This is a genomic window from Pseudomonas sp. ICBG1301, assembly GCF_016918385.1.
GTDB classification, from domain to species: domain Bacteria; phylum Pseudomonadota; class Gammaproteobacteria; order Pseudomonadales; family Pseudomonadaceae; genus Aquipseudomonas; species Aquipseudomonas palleroniana.
Genome location: NZ_JAEKGB010000005.1, coordinates 161923 through 178268 on the forward strand (window position 1 = coordinate 161923; position 16346 = coordinate 178268).

Sequence of the window (16346 nt, forward strand, 5' to 3'; positions counted from 1 at the left end):
CGCGGGATTTATCGAACGTATCAAGCAACTCCCTGATTTGGGTCGCCCTGCCCTGGGCCCGAAACAGGTCCTCCAGGTTGCTGCCCTTCTCCAGGTTCTGCTGGGCCTCCAGCAGGCAGCTGCTCATCAACTCCCGCAGGTGCTTCCAATCCGGGCTGTTGCTCAGGTTGACCAGCGCTTGCCACTGGTGGTCGCTGGGTTTCATTTGCTCCTCCCGAAGCGTGTTGAAGTTGCGCAACCGTCGCGCCGTTTTCCATACCGAGGCGCTGTGCTTCGATGCGGATTTTGTCTGCTCGAGCGCTCAGCTCTTCGGTTTGGGCTGCCGTTTTTCCTGTTTCCGCAGCAACCTGCTGGCCGGCCAACTTCGCCTGCTCCTGCTGCTGCTGCGCGGCCTGCTGCTGTTGCTGATCTTCCCGAGCCTTCATCTCGTCCTTCGTTGGGACCAGGCCGGGCATATCGAGGCTTTCGGCCACCTTGCGCAGAATCGCCGCACGGCCTTCAAGGCCGAGGATCTGCATATCAGTAGGGTTGTTGGTGAACCCCAGGAACTGGGTGCGGGCTTGCAACGTTTGCTCACGCTGAAGCATCGCGTTAGCACCGCGCGCCACCACCTTGCAGTCCCCCTTGATGGCGTTGTCCTCGGAATAGCGCATGTTGAACAGCCATAGCGCTTCAATGACACGACGCACCACCCCACGGTCGATGTGCCGGATTGCGTCCTTGATACCCTTGTTGGCAGACTCCATGAGCATCGACAGGCCGCTGGCCGTGTTGCCTGCACCACCGACCTTTTCGGCACCATAGATGTAACGCGGGATGTTCGTTGCGTCGTCGGCCCGCTTCTCCCACGAGTCGTACACAGCCATCAGTTCGCCTGCCAGGCTTACCGGCTGATAGAAGCGCAGAACCGGAGCTGTTGCGCCGCCAGCGAGCCCAGCCGTCTGGCCGCTTTTCACGCGCCAGCGCTTCATGGGGAACATCTCGTTCGGGTTCTCTCCAGGTTGGAGGCGATCCTCGTCGACTTCGACCTGCGGGCCACTGGCGAACGCCATGTTATTGGACTGCGCACGCGCCGTAGCACCACACATGTCCTGCACATCACTCATCAACTCCGGAATGGACATACCCCAGAACGAGCCTGGCACAATCTGGAAAGAAGCCTTGTGATACGGCCGCCCACCCAGGGGGTTGCGGTTGATAACGCAGCGAATGACATGGGTGCCGATGAGGATGGCATCGACTTCATACTCACCCAGCACATCGGGAACTTGCGCTGGATCAACACCCCATTGCAGAAGCATCAAGCCCTGGGCACCGCCCCAATAGTGCACACCTTCAATGGTGTCGCCATTGTTGACCATCCAGTCGCCGGCCTTATCTTCCAGCCTCGCCCGCTGCGAATCAGTTGTGAGCCAGTCGCGCAGGCCGCCCTGCCCATGATCGGTGAGAACCTGCCGAACGGCGTTGTCGTTATACCCCGGTACGCCAAGCAGCGCGTTCAGGCGCGACCGTGTGTAGCGCTCACGCTCGATCATGAACGCCCCGTCATCAGTGTTCGTCGAGTCAGGTGACGGGTAAATGTCGAATGGCGAAACGCGGAAGAAGAGCGGCTGTATTTCCTCTGTTTCCATCATCTGCCAATTTTGACCCCACGAGATCTGGGGAACCCGCTGTAGCATCGGCCCTTTGATGAACGCGGCCGGGTAAATGGTGAAATCGTCGATGAACTCTTCCAGAGCCGTTTCCCAGCCACCCTCTGCGAGTTGATCAGCAATCAGGAACTCGTGTGCCTCGGTCGCCTCCTTGGCTTTCTCCTGGATCAGCTCGCGTAATTTGGTTTCGATCTGAGCAGGATCGGGCATCTCTTGAACCTGGGCCTGCTCACCCTGTTCGCCGGACTGCTGCGCCTGAACCTGCATCTGCTGGGCGAGCTTCTGCTGAAATGCCGCGAGGAACTCAGGGGGAATATCTGCCACGGGCGTGGGGTCGAGTCCCCACGGATGGCCGACGGCAGGCATGAGAATATCCCTGATCCAGGCAGCGCCCGCGCGGCATTTGGTAGTGGTGAGTTTAGGATATGCCTCGCTGCCGCCGTTCTCCCGAATGGCCTGCAGCTTCGTCTCATCGTGAACACCCTTCTGCCGGCGTGCACAGTCGAGCAACCGCTGGTCAATATCGCGCTTGGCGCTTTTGGCTGAATCAAAGCAGCGCCGGATATGGGCCGCCAGGGACGATTCGACAAGCTGGGCACGTCGGCTTTGCTGGGCGTCAGCTTCGGCAGCCAGGTCATCAGCATGCAGGTCGGCCGCGCTCCTGACTTGCAGCAAACCGAATTCAGCCATGGGTTATTGCCTCGTAAACGACATTGATTTCAGCCTGGCGTCCCGCCCGGCGCAATTTGGCGCTGTGTTCCAAGCTGCGAAGGTGATGCAGCAGGTCTTTCATGTACCGAATCGGGTCAGCAGCGAACTCTGCCAGCTTCACATTTAGCTGAACGCCCAGCGCATCCGCCATTTCGAACTGCAGCTGGACTGCCGGATGAACACCATCGGGCTCCTTGATTTCCACTGCATCCACCTGAACCAAGCCGATATCACGGCGCAACTGCAAGCTCTGCACGGTCATGGGCGCGACCAAACGGGCGATCACGTCCGCCACATGCTTCCAGCCGATGTTGATATTTTTCATGTATGCGCGCTCCAGTTTCGACGGCCTCGGTCAGTGTTTGCTGTGGTTTGGGTACCAGGTATCGCGCCAGCGTTGAATTCAAAAACTCCGCACCGTGCAAGAGTTTCAAAGGCTTTGGCGCCGTGGCTCGCCCAGTCATGCCGTGGCTGATCCTTGTACACACCCAACCTCAAATCCCATTCCTTGCGGTAGTTATCGATGCAGTCAATAAGTCGCGACACGCCGGCGGTTCGTGGCTTGCCGGTATCCACATCGCCGGTCGACTCCCGGGTGTCCTGCTCATCCTCAGCGAACCAGCACAGCGGCAGGAAGTTACGCACCGCCTGGACGCCCTCGCTGTTGCGGGAGACGCGTGGGACGATCTGAAACGTGATTCCGTACTGCTTTGCCACGTCGATACGGGATTTCCCTGTACCTATCTCGCGCACCACGATGTCGTGCGGCGCGTAGTGGGCACCGTAGGAATAACCCAGCTTTTTGAGCAGGTCGCCGTAGTACTCCATGCCTTCGCCGGAATGCTCGATGTAATCGATGATGTGCACCTGGCGGCCCACCACCTGGAACAGCACGATGGACATAGCGTCCCCCATGCCCAAGTCCCAGGCGGTGAATACCGGCAATGTAGGGTTGCGAGTCACCGCCTTGGTGATTCGGCCCTGCTGTCGCAGATAACGCATCTGCGTCAGGTAATAGGCACCCTTGATACCCTGGTCAAACGCTTCGTCAGGCGTGGCCGGGTACTCACGTTTCATGTCGTCATGCAGAGCTTCGGCCTTTTTGGCATACCAGGCTTGCTGTGCACGGTCCAAGCGGATGCCGTGCTTGGCTGCCAGCTCGGCGAAGTACTCCTGAAGCCACTGCGGCACCACCACCTGGTCGAATGCTTCCAAGCGATACGTGGGGTCTTTGAACCAGGGGAAGAAATGGAACTGCCAATCCATCACCGTCGGCGTGCGGCCGGCGTCCTTGATTGCCTTGGCCAACTCGCAATAGGTGAAGAAGTAACCCTCACGGCCCTCGGCGGTGCTTTCAATGGTGACCCGGTTGCCCAGGCCCACAGCCTCAAACGCACCGGTGACGATTTCTTGGGCCTTGTCCGGGCTCAGTTTGCAGATCTTGCCGAACTCCGACACATGCAGGCGCTGAAGCGTGCCGCCCCGGAACGAGGTCGATACCTGGATGCTGGAGCCGTTGTCGAAGATGTAGCCTTGGTCCTTGTCGCTGCGCGGTACCGGCAGGCGCATTCCTATCAGCTTGAAGATTGCGGACCACGCTGGGTCGCCTGAAAGCTTTTCGTAGGCAAACCTGATTTTGTTGCGGTAGATCTCCTTGGCGTCCGGCAGCGTGTGGCAAATGCAGCCCGCGCTGTAGTTCTTGATAAAGAGGCAATCGTCGAGCGCGTCGATCATCTCGAACGTGGTGAATCCTAGCTGACGCGCTTTGAGGATAATGTCCCGGTTATGCTCGTCGAGAAACCGCTCGCGCTGCTGCTGATTCGGCTTGAATCGGCGAACTTTCCCGTTTTTGTCCTTGATCTTGTAAAGGGCGTTGAGCCTGTACCACTTGTTGCCCAGGGCTTTCAGCAAAAGCGCCCTGCCTTTCAGCTGCTTGGCGACGTGGAGGCCAATAAGCTCATCGCCCTCGCGCACCAGGCGCTGACGGTCCGTTTCATTCGCCATCACCAGCTGCCTCAGCCAGCAGATCCTCAAGGGACTTGCCTACGCTTTCTCGGTCTTTGTCGGTGTCCAGGCCGTGGGCTTGGCGTTCCAATTTGATCAGGCGCTCAATCGACTGCGTGGCATGACCGAGGCTTTTACCGACGTAGTCCAGTGGGATATCGATCTCGATAACCTTATTCCCCTGGATCATCACCTTGATTTTGCCGTTCGCGACCTGCTCAGATATCCGCTCGACGAACTGCTGGGCAATGCCTCGCGTGCGGGCAATCAGCACCTGATGGCCTCGCACTAGCTGGGCGCCTGCCTCGGCCGCCTGTTCCACAATCTCGGCGTCGTTGGTTGCCGCAGTAACAGCAGCAGCAGCGGCACGACCAGTTTTCTCCCGCACGCGCTGGCGGATCATCTCCGACAGGTCTTTCTGCCACTCTTCCTTTGCCGCGCGGTTCCGAATAGAGCCCTCGGATACGTTATGCCGGCGGCCCAGCTCACGGTTGGTGTAGCAGCCCGTCCGGTAGTCTCTCTCGACGGCTGCCCAATCACATTTAGCAGCCATAGGAGCGCTTCCTTTGCATGTAGGTTGGGTTCTGTTCGGTATTAAGGTGTGACGCCAAGACACTTGGCGCTGACCCACTCTTGCAGAGCTGTCAGGGCGATGATTGCTTCATCACCGTCGTTTGCGGTGGCGAGAATTCGTTGAGCAGCCGCTGGGTCAAGTTCGGCTCTCTCTTCTGCATTATCCAAGCCGGTGGGGACTGATCCGGCTCGCACGACGGGGCAACGGGCTGGGACTGACAAGCGCTGAGCGCCAGTGCCGACCCGAGCAAGCAAAGCCTTGTTTTGGGCTTGAGCATCGATGAGTACCTTCGTTTTTTCGGTGTCGATCTGAGTCAGCAGCTGCTGGGTTTTGCGCCGCGACTCGACGGCCTTGTTCAATGTGCTTATCTGGTCTGTCGCGGCAGCCAGACCCCTGGCTTGGGATTCGATTCGCTGCCAGCCGCCGTAGATGAGGATCAGACAGGCGATCAGTGCGGCGATCAGATAGCGGATCATGACTGCACCGCCATGCACTGCTCGTAGCGCTTCAACTGGCGGCTCCAAACGCCCCAGCACCGCTTGTTGCCAGGAGTGGAACAGTCGAACCGGGCGGCATAGCGATACTTGAGCAGCGACTTACAGGCCTGGATGTAGTTGCCCGCAAGCAGCTCACGGCGGATTGAGGACTGGCGCCATGTGCCAATGCCGTACTGGCCCACGAAGTCCATGTACAGATCAAACTCCGCCTGGTGCAGCTTCACGCCCGGCAACGACGCGGCGAATCGCTGCTCGTCCTGAGTCATCAGGTTGCGAGCCAGCAACTCGGCACGTTGAGGCGTGATCTGATCTCCCATCTTTACCGCTCTTCCGTCTTCGTAACGCGTGGAGCCGTGGCCAATGGTGGGCACGTCACCTTCGGTGGGGATGACTGCATGGTCGGTGTAGCCTTCACTCACCTTCCAGGCAGAGAAGCCCGCCGCACTTACAGCCAGCAGGCTGACCGCGATACGTTGGCGCAGTTGAGCGTTCATAACTTGCACTGATCGCGCAGAGCCTGGAGCCGGGCCTGGCTCTCGGCGTGTTCACGGCGGTCGCGGCGGATCTGAAAGTAAGTGCTGATCACGAGCCCCAACACGGCAACCACGACACCGGTGATGCCGATCCAGTTGACCTGGGATAGCCAACCAATGAAGCCAGCACCGGCGCCGGCGATCATGCCCTTGTTGGCGATAGAAACACCAACCATCTCTACAACACCTTCCGGAGCGGGGTTTGCCATCGATGAACTCCTGTCCGGGGCTTTCATGCTGGCCTCCAGAAATGCAAAAGCCCGCACTTGGCGGGCTTACATGAATAGGTGCCAGGGCGAACCCTGGCGGTTTGTGCTTGTGTGTCGTCATCTCGACGATACGGCACGTCGCTGCAACGCCTCACGGCGTGGCGGTGCCAATTACCCCTGCTCGGAGTTCTGAGGATGAGTGACTGCTGCCGCAGTGGTGACGGTCACTGAGCCCTGATACATCGTTTTTAACTCCGCGACGTACACGGGCTGCTTGGGCGCCTGCTGGACCATCTGTTGAGCACGGGCACCTGCCTCCTCCTCGGTTGCGAACTGCGTCTGCAGCGGCGAGTTGGGAAAAGGCTGAGGGATCACTACAAAAGGCATGGTTTCACCTAACTGGTTGGCGGCCGATAATCATCCGGCCCTTGATGTTGCACTTTCAGCGTGCCGTGCGAACAGCGGTAAAGTGGCCCTCAGGAGCCCGATGCAGTCCGCGCGTTAATGGCATGACAGTATGCCTATCTCAAAGATGTGCTGACTCGTCTGCCGACACAGCGGGCAAGTGAAATCGATCAGTTGATGCCGCATAGATGGCAACCTGTCGAGTTGAGCAATGCGTAATAGCAGTGCATAGCAATGAACGCGCTGTCCGTAGCTATCATCTGATCAAGACGTGCGTCGGCTTTCTAGAGCAGAAAACAAGTACATGCCGGCCAGTATGGCTAAAAAGAATATGAGGACTTGCCAGCGCCAGGTAAGCATAATAGCAACCGCCGGCCCAGGGCAGATTCCCGCAATCCCCCACCCCACACCGAACACCAGGCTGCCACCGATCAAGCGGGCGTCCAACTCGCTTTTCACTGGTAACTGCATACGGACATCCAGCAAAGATCGCCTGTTCCTACGCGCCCAATTTAAGGGAATGACCGCCACAGAAATGGCACCTCCCATCACAAGGGCAAGTGACGGATCCCAGGTTCCGCTAACATCAAGAAAAGCCAATACCTTGGCAGGGTTCGCCATACCTGCCAGCAGTAGACCCAAGCCAAATATTAAGCCTGCAAAAAATGCGGTCAATTTGATCATCCTCAAGTCCCCAATACGTGGCGACTGACGTACACCGTTGCAAATCCGGTAGTCATAAAGCACGCCGTTGCCACGATGGAGCGAGGAGATAATCGGGAGATCCCACACACTCCGTGACCGCTCGTACAGCCCGAACCGTAACGTGTTCCGACGCCGACGAGCAGGCCCGCTAAGACCAGGGCGGGCCAATCTGTATTAATTTCAATCTTTGGCAAGACGGTGAACGCTCCCCACAGCAATGGCGAAATCAATAAGCCAAGGAGAAATAGAGCCTTCTCGCTCCAGCCTTCACTGCCAAATTGCAGCACGCCTCCAAGCAAGCCGCTTATGCCTGCGATTCTGCCATTCGCGAGAACGAACAAGCTGACGGCCAGCCCTATCAAGGCGCCTCCGCACAATGAAGTCCATGGCGTGAAGTTAATCCAATCAATGCTCATTTTGCATCTCCTGCACAATGGGGCTGGTAAAGGATGATGATTAGCAAAGCCTCATCACAGGCATAATAACCACCGGAGCGGCTCGGGGTATCTGCGAGCAAAATTTCCTGCGGCCAGATAGACGCTGGTCATTAAACAAGATGTGTTGGGCAGACGCTTACGAACCCCTACCGTTTTCAACAGCACCGGGGTCAAACAGGATTGCTAACCAATGAGCGCCGCCTTCCAGAAACGCGAACCCCGCACGATGGCGGGGCTCGTGAATAGGTGCAGGTGGCTGGTGCAACTCTCCAGCTCTGGTGGGGCAGATCGCCGGGGCACGTACCCTGCCCTCTCATCGCGTAGCCGCCCATTGTCCGCACGGGATTAGGCGACGCCTCTACCGACTTAGCCCAGCTGCCTGGGCGATAACCTGCATAAAACAAACAGGCATCAGCTGCGCAATATGCGCACTTCCAACAAGCCATAACATTCACACAACCCGCGTAGCATCCGCTTTTGCGCAAGATGCGCAGGTGCGCAATGAATGCGCAGAGTTGCGCATCAGCACTCAATCTGAGAAAGCCAGGAGTAAAAACAGACGACTAAAACGGTGCGACGGATGAGCTAGGGACGACTCAGGCCTACGTTGTGACAGTCAATTATCAACTTAACGCCCACTAATAAAGGCAATGAAGGTCCCCTGAGGGGAGAGCATTTAGCTTCAGATGTCCCCCTTCCAACCAGAAATAAAACGCCGTAGACTCCTCGGCGCTTTTTGAAACGCCCGGTTATTTTGATCGCTGAGTCAGCAAAAAATTACAGCTTGGTGGGCTCGGATCCTCACTTAGCAACATATGCATCGTCACGGAGTGGGAAGCTTGTCACGTCAGCCAGAAACACCTGCAAAAATACAGGTAAAGGCCAATGGCGGCAGCTTCGAAGTACATTGGGACTTTCGAAATGCCCCTGATACTCTGACTTTACGCACAGAATGCGAGCGGCTCGATGGGTTCATCAATGGATTCATAGATGGAGCGCTGGTTGCCTTAGAAATTCCGCTCGAACATATCTGCCTGACAGGAAGCTCGAAAGGTACGGTCAAAGAGCTCGATCAGAATTTAGCAAATAAAGTGGCTTCCATCGTCGAGAATTTATTCCTGCTCCTGTTGGCAGCCCAACAGAAAAAACTTCGTCCTCAAACGGGTCCTTTCCGGTCGAGTTAGGAAATACTCCCCTAAAGAGATTCTCAAGCGCAGAGTTATGCCTATTCGGAAGAGGTTTGGGGCATAGGTGCTTCATCTACACTGATGCAGTGCTCAATATCAGTAATTTTCTGAAGAGCCATCTCGGCCGTTGCGTATGCTCCGAACATCCGTCCTTGGTAAAAAACAACCCAAGCAAACTGAATATCCGCACCACCTGCCTGCCGCACCACAAACGCCTTGAACCTTTCTGCCAAGTCGTCGACATGCATCTGTGCCATGCCACGCAAAACCATAACGTTCTCTCTATTTCAGTCGGAAGCGACATTTTCAGTCTTGCAACATCTAGACGCAATAAAAACTCAATTCGACTTCAAAACTTACGAGGTTCTGGTTAGAAAAGCTTCTGACCGTCGTCAATCCTCATCGCTGGTTGACGGCGGTCACTCTGCCTACGGCTACCTTTTAAAAGCGCTACCCGTTCAGAAACGACTGAAGATATGGAGATAGACCTATGACCCTATTCAAAAAAATACTCATGGCGGCCCTGTTGACCACCGGACTTATTTCTCACATCGGCTTTGTAAACGCTGAGGGTGACATAGCTAAGGATGTGCGACGTGATGTCCGGGATGCAGACAAAGATGCAGATCGAGACAAACATGAGATTGATAAAGAAGCCAAACATTTAGAAAAAGAGCGGCACAAAGGCGACCGTCATATCGAAAAAGAAGTAAAAAAAGACCTCTGAGTGTTTACAAAAAAGCCCGGCTCATTGACCGGGCTTTTTCTCTGGTGTCGCGCTTGAAGAGCTGAACACGGTGCCATGAAAACAAGGCTATTCCGCGAGTGCAACATATTTTATGCAGCGTCTATCAATCCCTCCAAAGAGCAATCGATCCATCCCACGCCCGTCTTGATGATCTCCCTTGCCTTAGCCTCGCTCATGTCGTACTTGTTGCCGATCCGCTTAGCTGGCCACTTCGCCGCGTAATACAACCAAACGAAATCCCCCATCTCGGGCGCTCTTTTGCACAATCTGGCGACAGCACCATCAACGACGCTGGCCAGCTCATCGGTGATGACGTAGGACTTACTGGTGGATGGAACCATATCCCGCATGATCGCCCAGGACGGTGAAACGTAGCTCGGGACGCCCATGCCGTCCATACGCCAGTAGCCCCACTGCTCAAGCATGTACTCAGTGTCGCCCAGCGGTAGACGTGCGGGTTTTCTCGTATTCATGCGGCTTTCCTCGGATCTGGATCACTCAGGCCGAACAAGTCGCGCAGCAACCGGTCGGCGGGTTTGTTCTTTGCATTGCCCTCAATCAGCCATCGCTGACCGAAGTCATGGAAACCGATTTGTGCGCGGTTACCGTGCCAGCTGGCAATCATGTCCAGCAGGTACGCTAACGCGGTCGGGCCTCCGATCTTCACCTTAGCCAGCTCCTCGCCGGCGATCTTCAGGAAGCGGCGCTCGAGATCATTCATGCTCTTGCGCGGCAATGCCGCTGTGACGTTACCCATGATTTTTCCTCCCCTTGTACTGGTCTGCGAAGGGGCGGCCGATCTCCACCTCCTCCTGGGTGGGCTCTCGGCCCGCGAAGTTGACGAAACGGGCGAACTTGCCCTGCTGCTGGACGATGCATGAGCCCACAGGCGCGTGCCTGCATTTGGGCATGAGCAGCTCCGTAGCCCCGTTCTGCCCTTCCTCGCTGTCCATGTCCCGATGGACCAGGATGATGCAGTGGGCGTCGGCTTCGATCTGTCCCGAGTCGCGCAGGTCGGATGCAATTGGCTTCTTGCCCGGGCGCTTGGTTGAGTCGCGGTTGAGCTGGGCCAACAGAATCACCGGCACCTCCAATTCTTTGGCGATGTTGACGATACCCGTGGAGATTTTGCCCAGCTCCGCGGTACGGTTGAACGCCTTGCCGTCGGAGCCGATCAGGCCGATGTAGTCGATCACCACCACGTCGAGACCGTGCTTGCGCTTGACCTGTCGGCAGATGCTGCGGATGCGTGGCACAGTGAGGCCGGACTTGTCGCTGAGGTACAGAGGTTTGTCCATGATCTTGTTGACCGCGGAAGTCAGCCGGGGCCAGTCGTCGTCCTCTAGCTTCCCGTTGTCGAGCCGCTGCAGATCGATGCTGCCAAGTGACGCCAGCGCGCGGTTGGCCAACTCCTCCTCAGGCATCTCCAACGAGAACACCATGCCGACTCCGAGACCAGTACAGGCAATGTGTTGAGCGATCTGTAGGCCAAGCGTCGTCTTGCCGCTGCCCGGGAGGCCCGCAACAATAGTCACGGTTTTTTTGCGCAACCCGCGGACCAGCTTGTCCAGATCCGCCAGCCCAGTGGATAGTCCGGACTGCACGCTTCCGTTGTACTTGGCGTCGATGATGTCGATGTTTCGGGCCACCACTTGGTCCAGGCGCTTGTAATCCGGCTCGCCGGCATCCAGATCACGCAGGTCCGCCATCGCTTGCTGGGCACTGGCAATGATCTCTGCCACAGGCCGGTTTTCACTCGCCGAATCGCGCACGGCATCGGCGGCGTCCACCAAGCGTCGGAGTACCGCCCGCTCGGCCACTGTCCTGGCGTATGCCTTCCAGTTCGCGGTGCTGGGTGTATTCCTTGCCAGTTCCGCAGCGTAAGCAATGGTTGTGCCGCCACTCGGCAACACTGGTTTGAAGTCATGGAGAGTAACGGGGTCTACCGGGGCGCCAGTGGCGTGCAGGTCGAGCATCACCTGGAACAGCGCCGCATTTTCCGGATCGTGGAAGTCAGCTGTGGTAACGCTGGCCGTGATCGAGTCGAACAGTTCTCCATCCAACATCAGGGACCCGAGCAGCGCGTGTTCAGCCTCGTCGCTGTACAACTCGCGATAGTCGTTCATACACGCCCCCTTGCCGATTCCCAGGTGAAGCCGACCAGCAGCGCCTTGTTCTCACGCAAACGGTCCAGCGCCCTAACACCGATGTACTGCTCAAGGCTTGGCGGAGCGGGTAACAACTTGCCATCGGCGTCATATTTTGGCTTCACAGTCGCTGGCAAATTGGACACCACCACTGTTGGCCGAATCAGGTTGTAACGGCGATCCAACACCTCATGCAGGACCGACAGCTCGTAATGGGTGCCCGCCTGGGCGCCCACCTCATCGATCACCAGCAAGTCGAAACTTGCCAGTTCGTTGATCACGTCGCCCTCGGTGAAGCCGGCATCCCTGACCATCGAGCGCTTGAACACCCGGACTATCTCGGCGGCGGTGGTGATCACCGCGACGGCCCGGTGCTGACGAATGACGTGCTGCACGATACCGCTGGCCAGGTGCGTCTTGCCGTTGCCGACGTTGCCGCACAGCAGCAGGTTGCGGCCGGCCTGGAAGTGCTCGCCAAAGTTGTCGGCGTAGGCCTGGCAGGTTTCCAGTGCCTGGGTCATAGCCGCCGTAGTGGCGCGGTAGGTCGCGAAAGTACTATCGGCAAACCGAGGAGTGATACCAGAGCCCACAAGCGCGCTGTTGACGCTTTCGGCTTGCATGTTAGCCAGCGCCTGCGAATGCTCTTCGCTGCCCTGCGCAGCTACGCGCAGCCCGTGGTACTGGCATTGCTTGCACGGACGAGTAGCCATCGAGCCGTCGAACTGCTCGACCTCGGAACGATCAATCGAACCGTGGACTGGGCACTCACCGGCGAAGACGCGCTGCTCAGGCTGGCGGCGGAAATTAGAACGCTGGGCCATTCCCGTCTCCTTGGTACATATCCGGGGTGTGGTTGGGCAGGCCGGTGAAGGCCGAGGCTTTCGCCGCAGATGCCGGTACCAGCTCATCAGTCCAGCGCTCACCGTTGAGCCAAGTAGCCGCATTCGGAACGTAGCGGCCGTTGTCCTTGGTCCAGTCTTCGGAAACGCAGTGGCTACCCAGGGCGGTGATCAGGGTCTGGCGTAGCTCATCGTTCGGTTTCAGCTTCGCCCATGCCTTGATCGCTTCCTTGCGAGCTTTCTTCTTCGGGTACAACTTCCAGAACTGTTCAAACCCTTCATCCAAAAGCACTTTTTTAGCGCCGGATGCCGAAGTGTTTTCAATGCTCTTTGTATTGTTGCTCTGTGTATTGTTCCCCTGCGTGTTTTCCGAAGGGGGTTCGCCGTCTTTTCCGAAGGGGGTCGCGGCGTTTTCCGAAGGGGTATTCGGAAAACCGAAGGGGTCAACCAGCCGCAATCGGCGCTCAACTACACGCTTGCCCTCGCGGATCAGTTCGACTCGCAGATGTCCCTTGTCAACCAGCCCGCTGATGATTTCAGAGACTCGCGAAATCGAAAGATTGAAGAAATCGGCAAAGTGCGCGTTGGTCGCGTAACAACCCCGTGCACCCGCCTCCAGGCTGGATATTTCACCCAGCATCACCTTCTCATTTGGCGACAACGTGCGATCAAGCCAACGCTCCGCTGGAATCCATACACCCTGAAATTTGCGTGGAGTGTCGACAGTCATACGTTCAGCTCCCGCGTCACACGGCGCACGAAGTCGTCATAGCTCTCACTCATGACGAAGCCCGCCTGTTCCAGCATCTCGCGATGGGCCTTGGCGCCGCTGTAAATCTTCCAGCGCTCACGCTCGGGTAGATACTTGAGGTGGTCGTAGGTTGGCCACGGCCCGACGATTACCGGCGCTGTGCGGGCGTCCTGGGGCGGGGCAAGAGGGTTGGTGGTGGTCATGGGCGCACCTCCGGTGCTTTGCCGATGGCACCGCAACGCTGGCACGGCTTAAACCGGCTACCGGCGTCAGCGCTCCAACCGGACAGCCACAGACCAGAGCCTGCACAGGCATTGCACTTTCCGGTTTCGGCCTCGTAGTCGGCCTTTGCTTGCTCATACTCGGCCTTGGTGACAACGCACTTGATCAGATCGCAATCACGCCAAGTCGGCTGCCCCTTGCGCTTGCCGCTCTGCAGCAGTCGAGGAATGCCGCCCTCGAGCACACAGTCGTCGGTGTCGCCGATCATCTCGAATTTGCACCAGCGCCATTCCGTAGGCTGGCCAAGCTTCTTGCGAGCGACAACGTTCAGCCAGTTCGGCGGCAACTCAGGCTCAGGTTTCACGTCGACCAACTCCAGCAGGTCAGATGGTTTGAGGTTCGTCATTGCAAAGTCTCCCCGCAGGCCGTCGAGCGCCTTACCAGCGTCAATGCCGGGCGTTTCACCGCCGGCGCATCCGGTACCGCGAACGATGCACCGGTAAGGATCATCAACCGGCTCACGGCGGTGTCGAGACGACGCTTGGCGCTGTACCGCTTCTGTCTGGCCTTGTGGAGCGCCGTGCACGCATCGTTGGTGTAGTCGATCACCCCGGCATACCGAGGATCACCGAGGCGGATACCGCGATGATTTGGCTCAGGTTCGCCGTGGGCACGGAAGTAGGCCTGGTACAGATCGTTCAACTCATTACGGCGGCGGCGCACCGCGAGTTGCGCACGGTGGTGATCAATCGACAGTTCGACAATCTGCGCCTTGAGTTCTTTCTGGGTGTATTTCTTCATGCGGGGTTCCTCTGGCGCAGCTTGAAGCGGCCTTGCTGAATGTCGGGATGGGTCGCGCGCTCGGCGGTGACGAAGGTGCACTCTGCGAAGAACCGGTCAAAGCGACGCGTGATATCGGCGGTGGGCCAAATCGGGTAAGGCTGGGCGCCCTCGTCAGCGTGCTTGCTGCGCACCATGGCGAAAGGCAGTGGCGCGCCGGGGATATCGCGCATTACGGCGTTGATCACCCAGGGCGGCATCCCATGGCGCAGGCTGATGCGCTCGCGAATGGTGGTCATCGACTCGAAGCCGGCCGGCCTGGAGTCGAGGTATCGAACCTGCTCGACGCTGGCCACCCGGTTCTCGATCCGCTCCAGCGCCACCTGCTGCTCGGCCTGTTGACGCTCGACGTTGATCACCGCTTGAGCCTGGGCCAAAAGTTGCTCGCCTGGCGTCAGTGGCCGCTGGTAGCTTCCGGTCTTCCGAATGCTCGGCAGTACTTCACCCACCACCCATTCCTCGAATGCCTCAGCGGCTGGCATCTTCGAGCGCATGACCAGTCGGTAAAGGTCTCGCTCAGGGATCACTTTCACGTTGCGGACCTGACCCGTCATTTCGACGGGGCAGGTCTTAGCAGCTTTGCAGTGGAATCTCACGGCCTGGTCGGTATCGACATACTCGAGCAGCTCGGCAATGTCCTTGGCGATGAACCACGGATCTCCCTGCTCGTCAGAGATGACGCGAATCACCGCGCCGCGAAAGTCGAAGGGGGTCAGGTTCATTGACCGCCCCCGACTTTAGGGCCAGGAAATGGACGAACCTCAGTCGCGGTAACACTTCCATCGTGATGTCGGGTCACAAAAATCTCCCGACCAACTCCTAGGGCTTTGGATATTGCGACCTGCGTGACTCCAAGCTCACGAGCAGCAATGCGCTGACGGCCCTTGGCAAACTCGGCCAGCGGAACCCGCGCCACGTTTTCGGATTGCGTGTTTTGTGGCGCGGACTCGCCAAGCTCCTTGAATTGGTCGATAGCGCTATAAACTCCGCCAAAGCCGGTATCGTTGAAGTACTTCGCCACCTCAAACAAAACGCCAATTCCTTTTCCGCCGTCGTGCAGATGGTCTAGGTGGATAGCCTTGATCAATGCATGCTGCCATTCGAGCACATCTTTGGCCGCGCACAGCTGGAACTCGGCCTCTTGAGCCGCCTCTTGCATGGTTGGTAATGGCGCTTTCATTTGGCAGCTCCCTGGTGAGGGATGTTTTGCAATTTGTAAGCAGCCGCAGCGCCGGCCTCGGCCATGGACATCGAGAGAAGCGCCAGGGAGTTGATCAGCCAGCCAGCACTCATCGCGAGCTCATCGGACAGCTCGCCGTGATTTGCGGCATGCACGATGAGCTCACCTATGGCCGCTACACCGTGCAGCGTGCTGATTTGAAAGTTGTCGTTGGCGTTCTCAACGCACTGGAGCTGCTCTACCTGCTCAGGATTGAGTTTTGCCCCCTTCGCCGATTGCGCTGGAAAGATCTTTTCGACGTCGACCAGCAACTGGTTCCACATTGGAGGCTTCATTGGTCACCTCCGGCATCTTGCTGCTTTTGGAGGCTGACCTGGGCTGAGCGAGCAAGCGCGCACACCACTTCGCCAAGAAACCCAAGCGCTCGCACTTCTGACACGTAAGCAATTTCGCCGTCGTTGATTCGGGCATACAGCCGACCACAGAGTTGGTTGATACCATCGGAGATATCGGCGGCGATCTTGAGGCCTTCGATCAAGTCAGCCCCTTCTTTGATGGTGAACATCTCACAGCCAGCATCACCAAAAGAGAACGGTGTGAGCTTTGGGAGTTGCAGTGTTTGTTGGGTGATGCTATTTTTTGGGTGCGTCATGTCGTTCTCCAGAACGAGAAGTACCTAAGCCACCAGCTGCGAACTGGTAGCGA

At 57.7% G+C, this 16346-nt stretch carries 24 protein-coding genes and 1 pseudogene; 3 read left to right on the forward strand and 22 right to left on the reverse strand.

Annotated features, from left to right (window positions below; translation table 11 throughout):
* Positions 1 to 20: 20 nt before the first annotated feature.
* The 7 genes from JBE38_RS13720 to JBE38_RS13750 are packed head-to-tail and all read right to left on the reverse strand — an operon-like array spanning position 21 to position 6207.
* Positions 21 to 2342, reverse strand: coding sequence for a portal protein (locus JBE38_RS13720; protein WP_205344476.1), 2322 nt, complete (start codon positions 2340 to 2342; stop codon positions 21 to 23).
* A complete protein-coding gene (locus JBE38_RS13725) occupies positions 2335 to 2688 on the reverse strand; it encodes a hypothetical protein (protein ID WP_205344477.1) in 354 nt (117 codons plus the stop codon). Before JBE38_RS13725 ends, JBE38_RS13720 begins: the two co-directional genes overlap by 8 nt.
* The gene (locus JBE38_RS13730) at positions 2685 to 4367 is read right to left on the reverse strand and encodes a terminase (RefSeq protein ID WP_205344478.1); all 1683 of its coding nucleotides are present in this window, start codon (positions 4365 to 4367) and stop codon (positions 2685 to 2687) included. Before JBE38_RS13730 ends, JBE38_RS13725 begins: the two co-directional genes overlap by 4 nt.
* Positions 4357 to 4920 (reverse strand): hypothetical protein, encoded by a 564-nt coding sequence (locus tag JBE38_RS13735; RefSeq protein WP_205344479.1) that lies wholly within the window; start codon positions 4918 to 4920, stop codon positions 4357 to 4359. The genes JBE38_RS13730 and JBE38_RS13735 overlap by 11 nt, the downstream gene beginning before the upstream one ends.
* Positions 4921 to 4961: 41 nt before the next feature.
* Complete coding sequence (locus JBE38_RS13740; RefSeq protein ID WP_126925436.1) at positions 4962 to 5417, reverse strand: lysis system i-spanin subunit Rz; 456 nt, start codon at positions 5415 to 5417, stop codon at positions 4962 to 4964.
* Positions 5414 to 5932, reverse strand: a complete 519-nt coding sequence (locus JBE38_RS13745; protein WP_205344593.1) for a glycoside hydrolase family protein — start codon at positions 5930 to 5932, stop codon at positions 5414 to 5416. The genes JBE38_RS13740 and JBE38_RS13745 overlap by 4 nt, the downstream gene beginning before the upstream one ends.
* On the reverse strand, positions 5929 to 6207 hold the full coding sequence (locus tag JBE38_RS13750) for a holin (RefSeq protein ID WP_240202507.1): 279 nt from the start codon (positions 6205 to 6207) through the stop codon (positions 5929 to 5931). The genes JBE38_RS13745 and JBE38_RS13750 overlap by 4 nt, the downstream gene beginning before the upstream one ends.
* 489 nt (positions 6208 to 6696) lie before the next feature.
* Here JBE38_RS13750 and JBE38_RS13755 point away from each other — a divergent pair.
* Positions 6697 to 6804, forward strand: a pseudogene (locus tag JBE38_RS13755) (transposase domain-containing protein); the annotation flags it as partial.
* A gap of 45 nt (positions 6805 to 6849) precedes the next feature.
* Here the strand turns inward: JBE38_RS13755 and JBE38_RS13760 are convergent.
* Positions 6850 to 7269 (reverse strand): DUF6691 family protein, encoded by a 420-nt coding sequence (locus JBE38_RS13760; RefSeq protein WP_205344480.1) that lies wholly within the window; start codon positions 7267 to 7269, stop codon positions 6850 to 6852.
* Between the two features lie 2 nt (positions 7270 to 7271).
* The gene (locus JBE38_RS13765) at positions 7272 to 7706 is read right to left on the reverse strand and encodes a YeeE/YedE family protein (protein WP_126844926.1); all 435 of its coding nucleotides are present in this window, start codon (positions 7704 to 7706) and stop codon (positions 7272 to 7274) included.
* Between the two features lie 860 nt (positions 7707 to 8566).
* Here JBE38_RS13765 and JBE38_RS13770 point away from each other — a divergent pair.
* Positions 8567 to 8911, forward strand: a complete 345-nt coding sequence (locus JBE38_RS13770) for a hypothetical protein (protein WP_205344481.1) — start codon at positions 8567 to 8569, stop codon at positions 8909 to 8911.
* 41 nt (positions 8912 to 8952) lie between these two features.
* On the opposite strand, the gene JBE38_RS13775 is transcribed toward JBE38_RS13770, so the two are convergent.
* The gene (locus JBE38_RS13775) at positions 8953 to 9186 is read right to left on the reverse strand and encodes a hypothetical protein (protein ID WP_205344482.1); all 234 of its coding nucleotides are present in this window, start codon (positions 9184 to 9186) and stop codon (positions 8953 to 8955) included.
* A 218-nt stretch (positions 9187 to 9404) separates the two neighbouring features.
* Here JBE38_RS13775 and JBE38_RS13780 point away from each other — a divergent pair, with 218 nt between their 5' ends.
* Positions 9405 to 9641 carry a hypothetical protein gene (locus JBE38_RS13780; RefSeq protein WP_205344483.1) on the forward strand — a complete coding sequence of 79 codons (237 nt, stop codon included), beginning with the start codon at positions 9405 to 9407 and terminating at the stop codon, positions 9639 to 9641.
* 110 nt (positions 9642 to 9751) lie between these two features.
* Here the strand turns inward: JBE38_RS13780 and JBE38_RS13785 are convergent, their stop codons facing one another.
* The 12 genes from JBE38_RS13785 to JBE38_RS13840 are packed head-to-tail and all read right to left on the reverse strand — an operon-like array spanning position 9752 to position 16293.
* Complete coding sequence (locus JBE38_RS13785; protein WP_205344484.1) at positions 9752 to 10135, reverse strand: antiterminator Q family protein; 384 nt, start codon at positions 10133 to 10135, stop codon at positions 9752 to 9754.
* Entirely contained in the window at positions 10132 to 10419 is a 288-nt protein-coding gene (locus JBE38_RS13790; protein ID WP_205344485.1) for a hypothetical protein, read from the reverse strand. Before JBE38_RS13790 ends, JBE38_RS13785 begins: the two co-directional genes overlap by 4 nt.
* Positions 10412 to 11788, reverse strand: coding sequence for a replicative DNA helicase (locus JBE38_RS13795; RefSeq protein WP_205344486.1), 1377 nt, complete (start codon positions 11786 to 11788; stop codon positions 10412 to 10414). Before JBE38_RS13795 ends, JBE38_RS13790 begins: the two co-directional genes overlap by 8 nt.
* Entirely contained in the window at positions 11785 to 12630 is an 846-nt protein-coding gene (locus JBE38_RS13800) for an ATP-binding protein (protein ID WP_205344487.1), read from the reverse strand. Before JBE38_RS13800 ends, JBE38_RS13795 begins: the two co-directional genes overlap by 4 nt.
* A complete protein-coding gene (locus JBE38_RS13805; RefSeq protein WP_205344488.1) occupies positions 12614 to 13378 on the reverse strand; it encodes a helix-turn-helix domain-containing protein in 765 nt (254 codons plus the stop codon). Before JBE38_RS13805 ends, JBE38_RS13800 begins: the two co-directional genes overlap by 17 nt.
* Complete coding sequence (locus tag JBE38_RS13810) at positions 13375 to 13602, reverse strand: hypothetical protein (RefSeq protein ID WP_126871059.1); 228 nt, start codon at positions 13600 to 13602, stop codon at positions 13375 to 13377. The genes JBE38_RS13805 and JBE38_RS13810 overlap by 4 nt, the downstream gene beginning before the upstream one ends.
* Positions 13599 to 14027, reverse strand: a complete 429-nt coding sequence (locus tag JBE38_RS13815) for a hypothetical protein (protein WP_205344489.1) — start codon at positions 14025 to 14027, stop codon at positions 13599 to 13601. Before JBE38_RS13815 ends, JBE38_RS13810 begins: the two co-directional genes overlap by 4 nt.
* On the reverse strand, positions 14024 to 14422 hold the full coding sequence (locus JBE38_RS13820; protein ID WP_126870887.1) for a hypothetical protein: 399 nt from the start codon (positions 14420 to 14422) through the stop codon (positions 14024 to 14026). Before JBE38_RS13820 ends, JBE38_RS13815 begins: the two co-directional genes overlap by 4 nt.
* A complete protein-coding gene (locus JBE38_RS13825) occupies positions 14419 to 15183 on the reverse strand; it encodes a BRO-N domain-containing protein (RefSeq protein WP_205344490.1) in 765 nt (254 codons plus the stop codon). Before JBE38_RS13825 ends, JBE38_RS13820 begins: the two co-directional genes overlap by 4 nt.
* Positions 15180 to 15641: a Cro/CI family transcriptional regulator gene (locus JBE38_RS28025; protein ID WP_446731246.1), complete on the reverse strand. Its 462-nt coding sequence runs from the start codon at positions 15639 to 15641 to the stop codon at positions 15180 to 15182. The genes JBE38_RS13825 and JBE38_RS28025 overlap by 4 nt, the downstream gene beginning before the upstream one ends.
* Positions 15638 to 15976: a hypothetical protein gene (locus tag JBE38_RS13835; RefSeq protein WP_205344491.1), complete on the reverse strand. Its 339-nt coding sequence runs from the start codon at positions 15974 to 15976 to the stop codon at positions 15638 to 15640. The genes JBE38_RS28025 and JBE38_RS13835 overlap by 4 nt, the downstream gene beginning before the upstream one ends.
* On the reverse strand, positions 15973 to 16293 hold the full coding sequence (locus JBE38_RS13840; protein ID WP_205344492.1) for a hypothetical protein: 321 nt from the start codon (positions 16291 to 16293) through the stop codon (positions 15973 to 15975). Before JBE38_RS13840 ends, JBE38_RS13835 begins: the two co-directional genes overlap by 4 nt.
* Between the last annotated feature and the right edge of the window lie 53 nt (positions 16294 to 16346).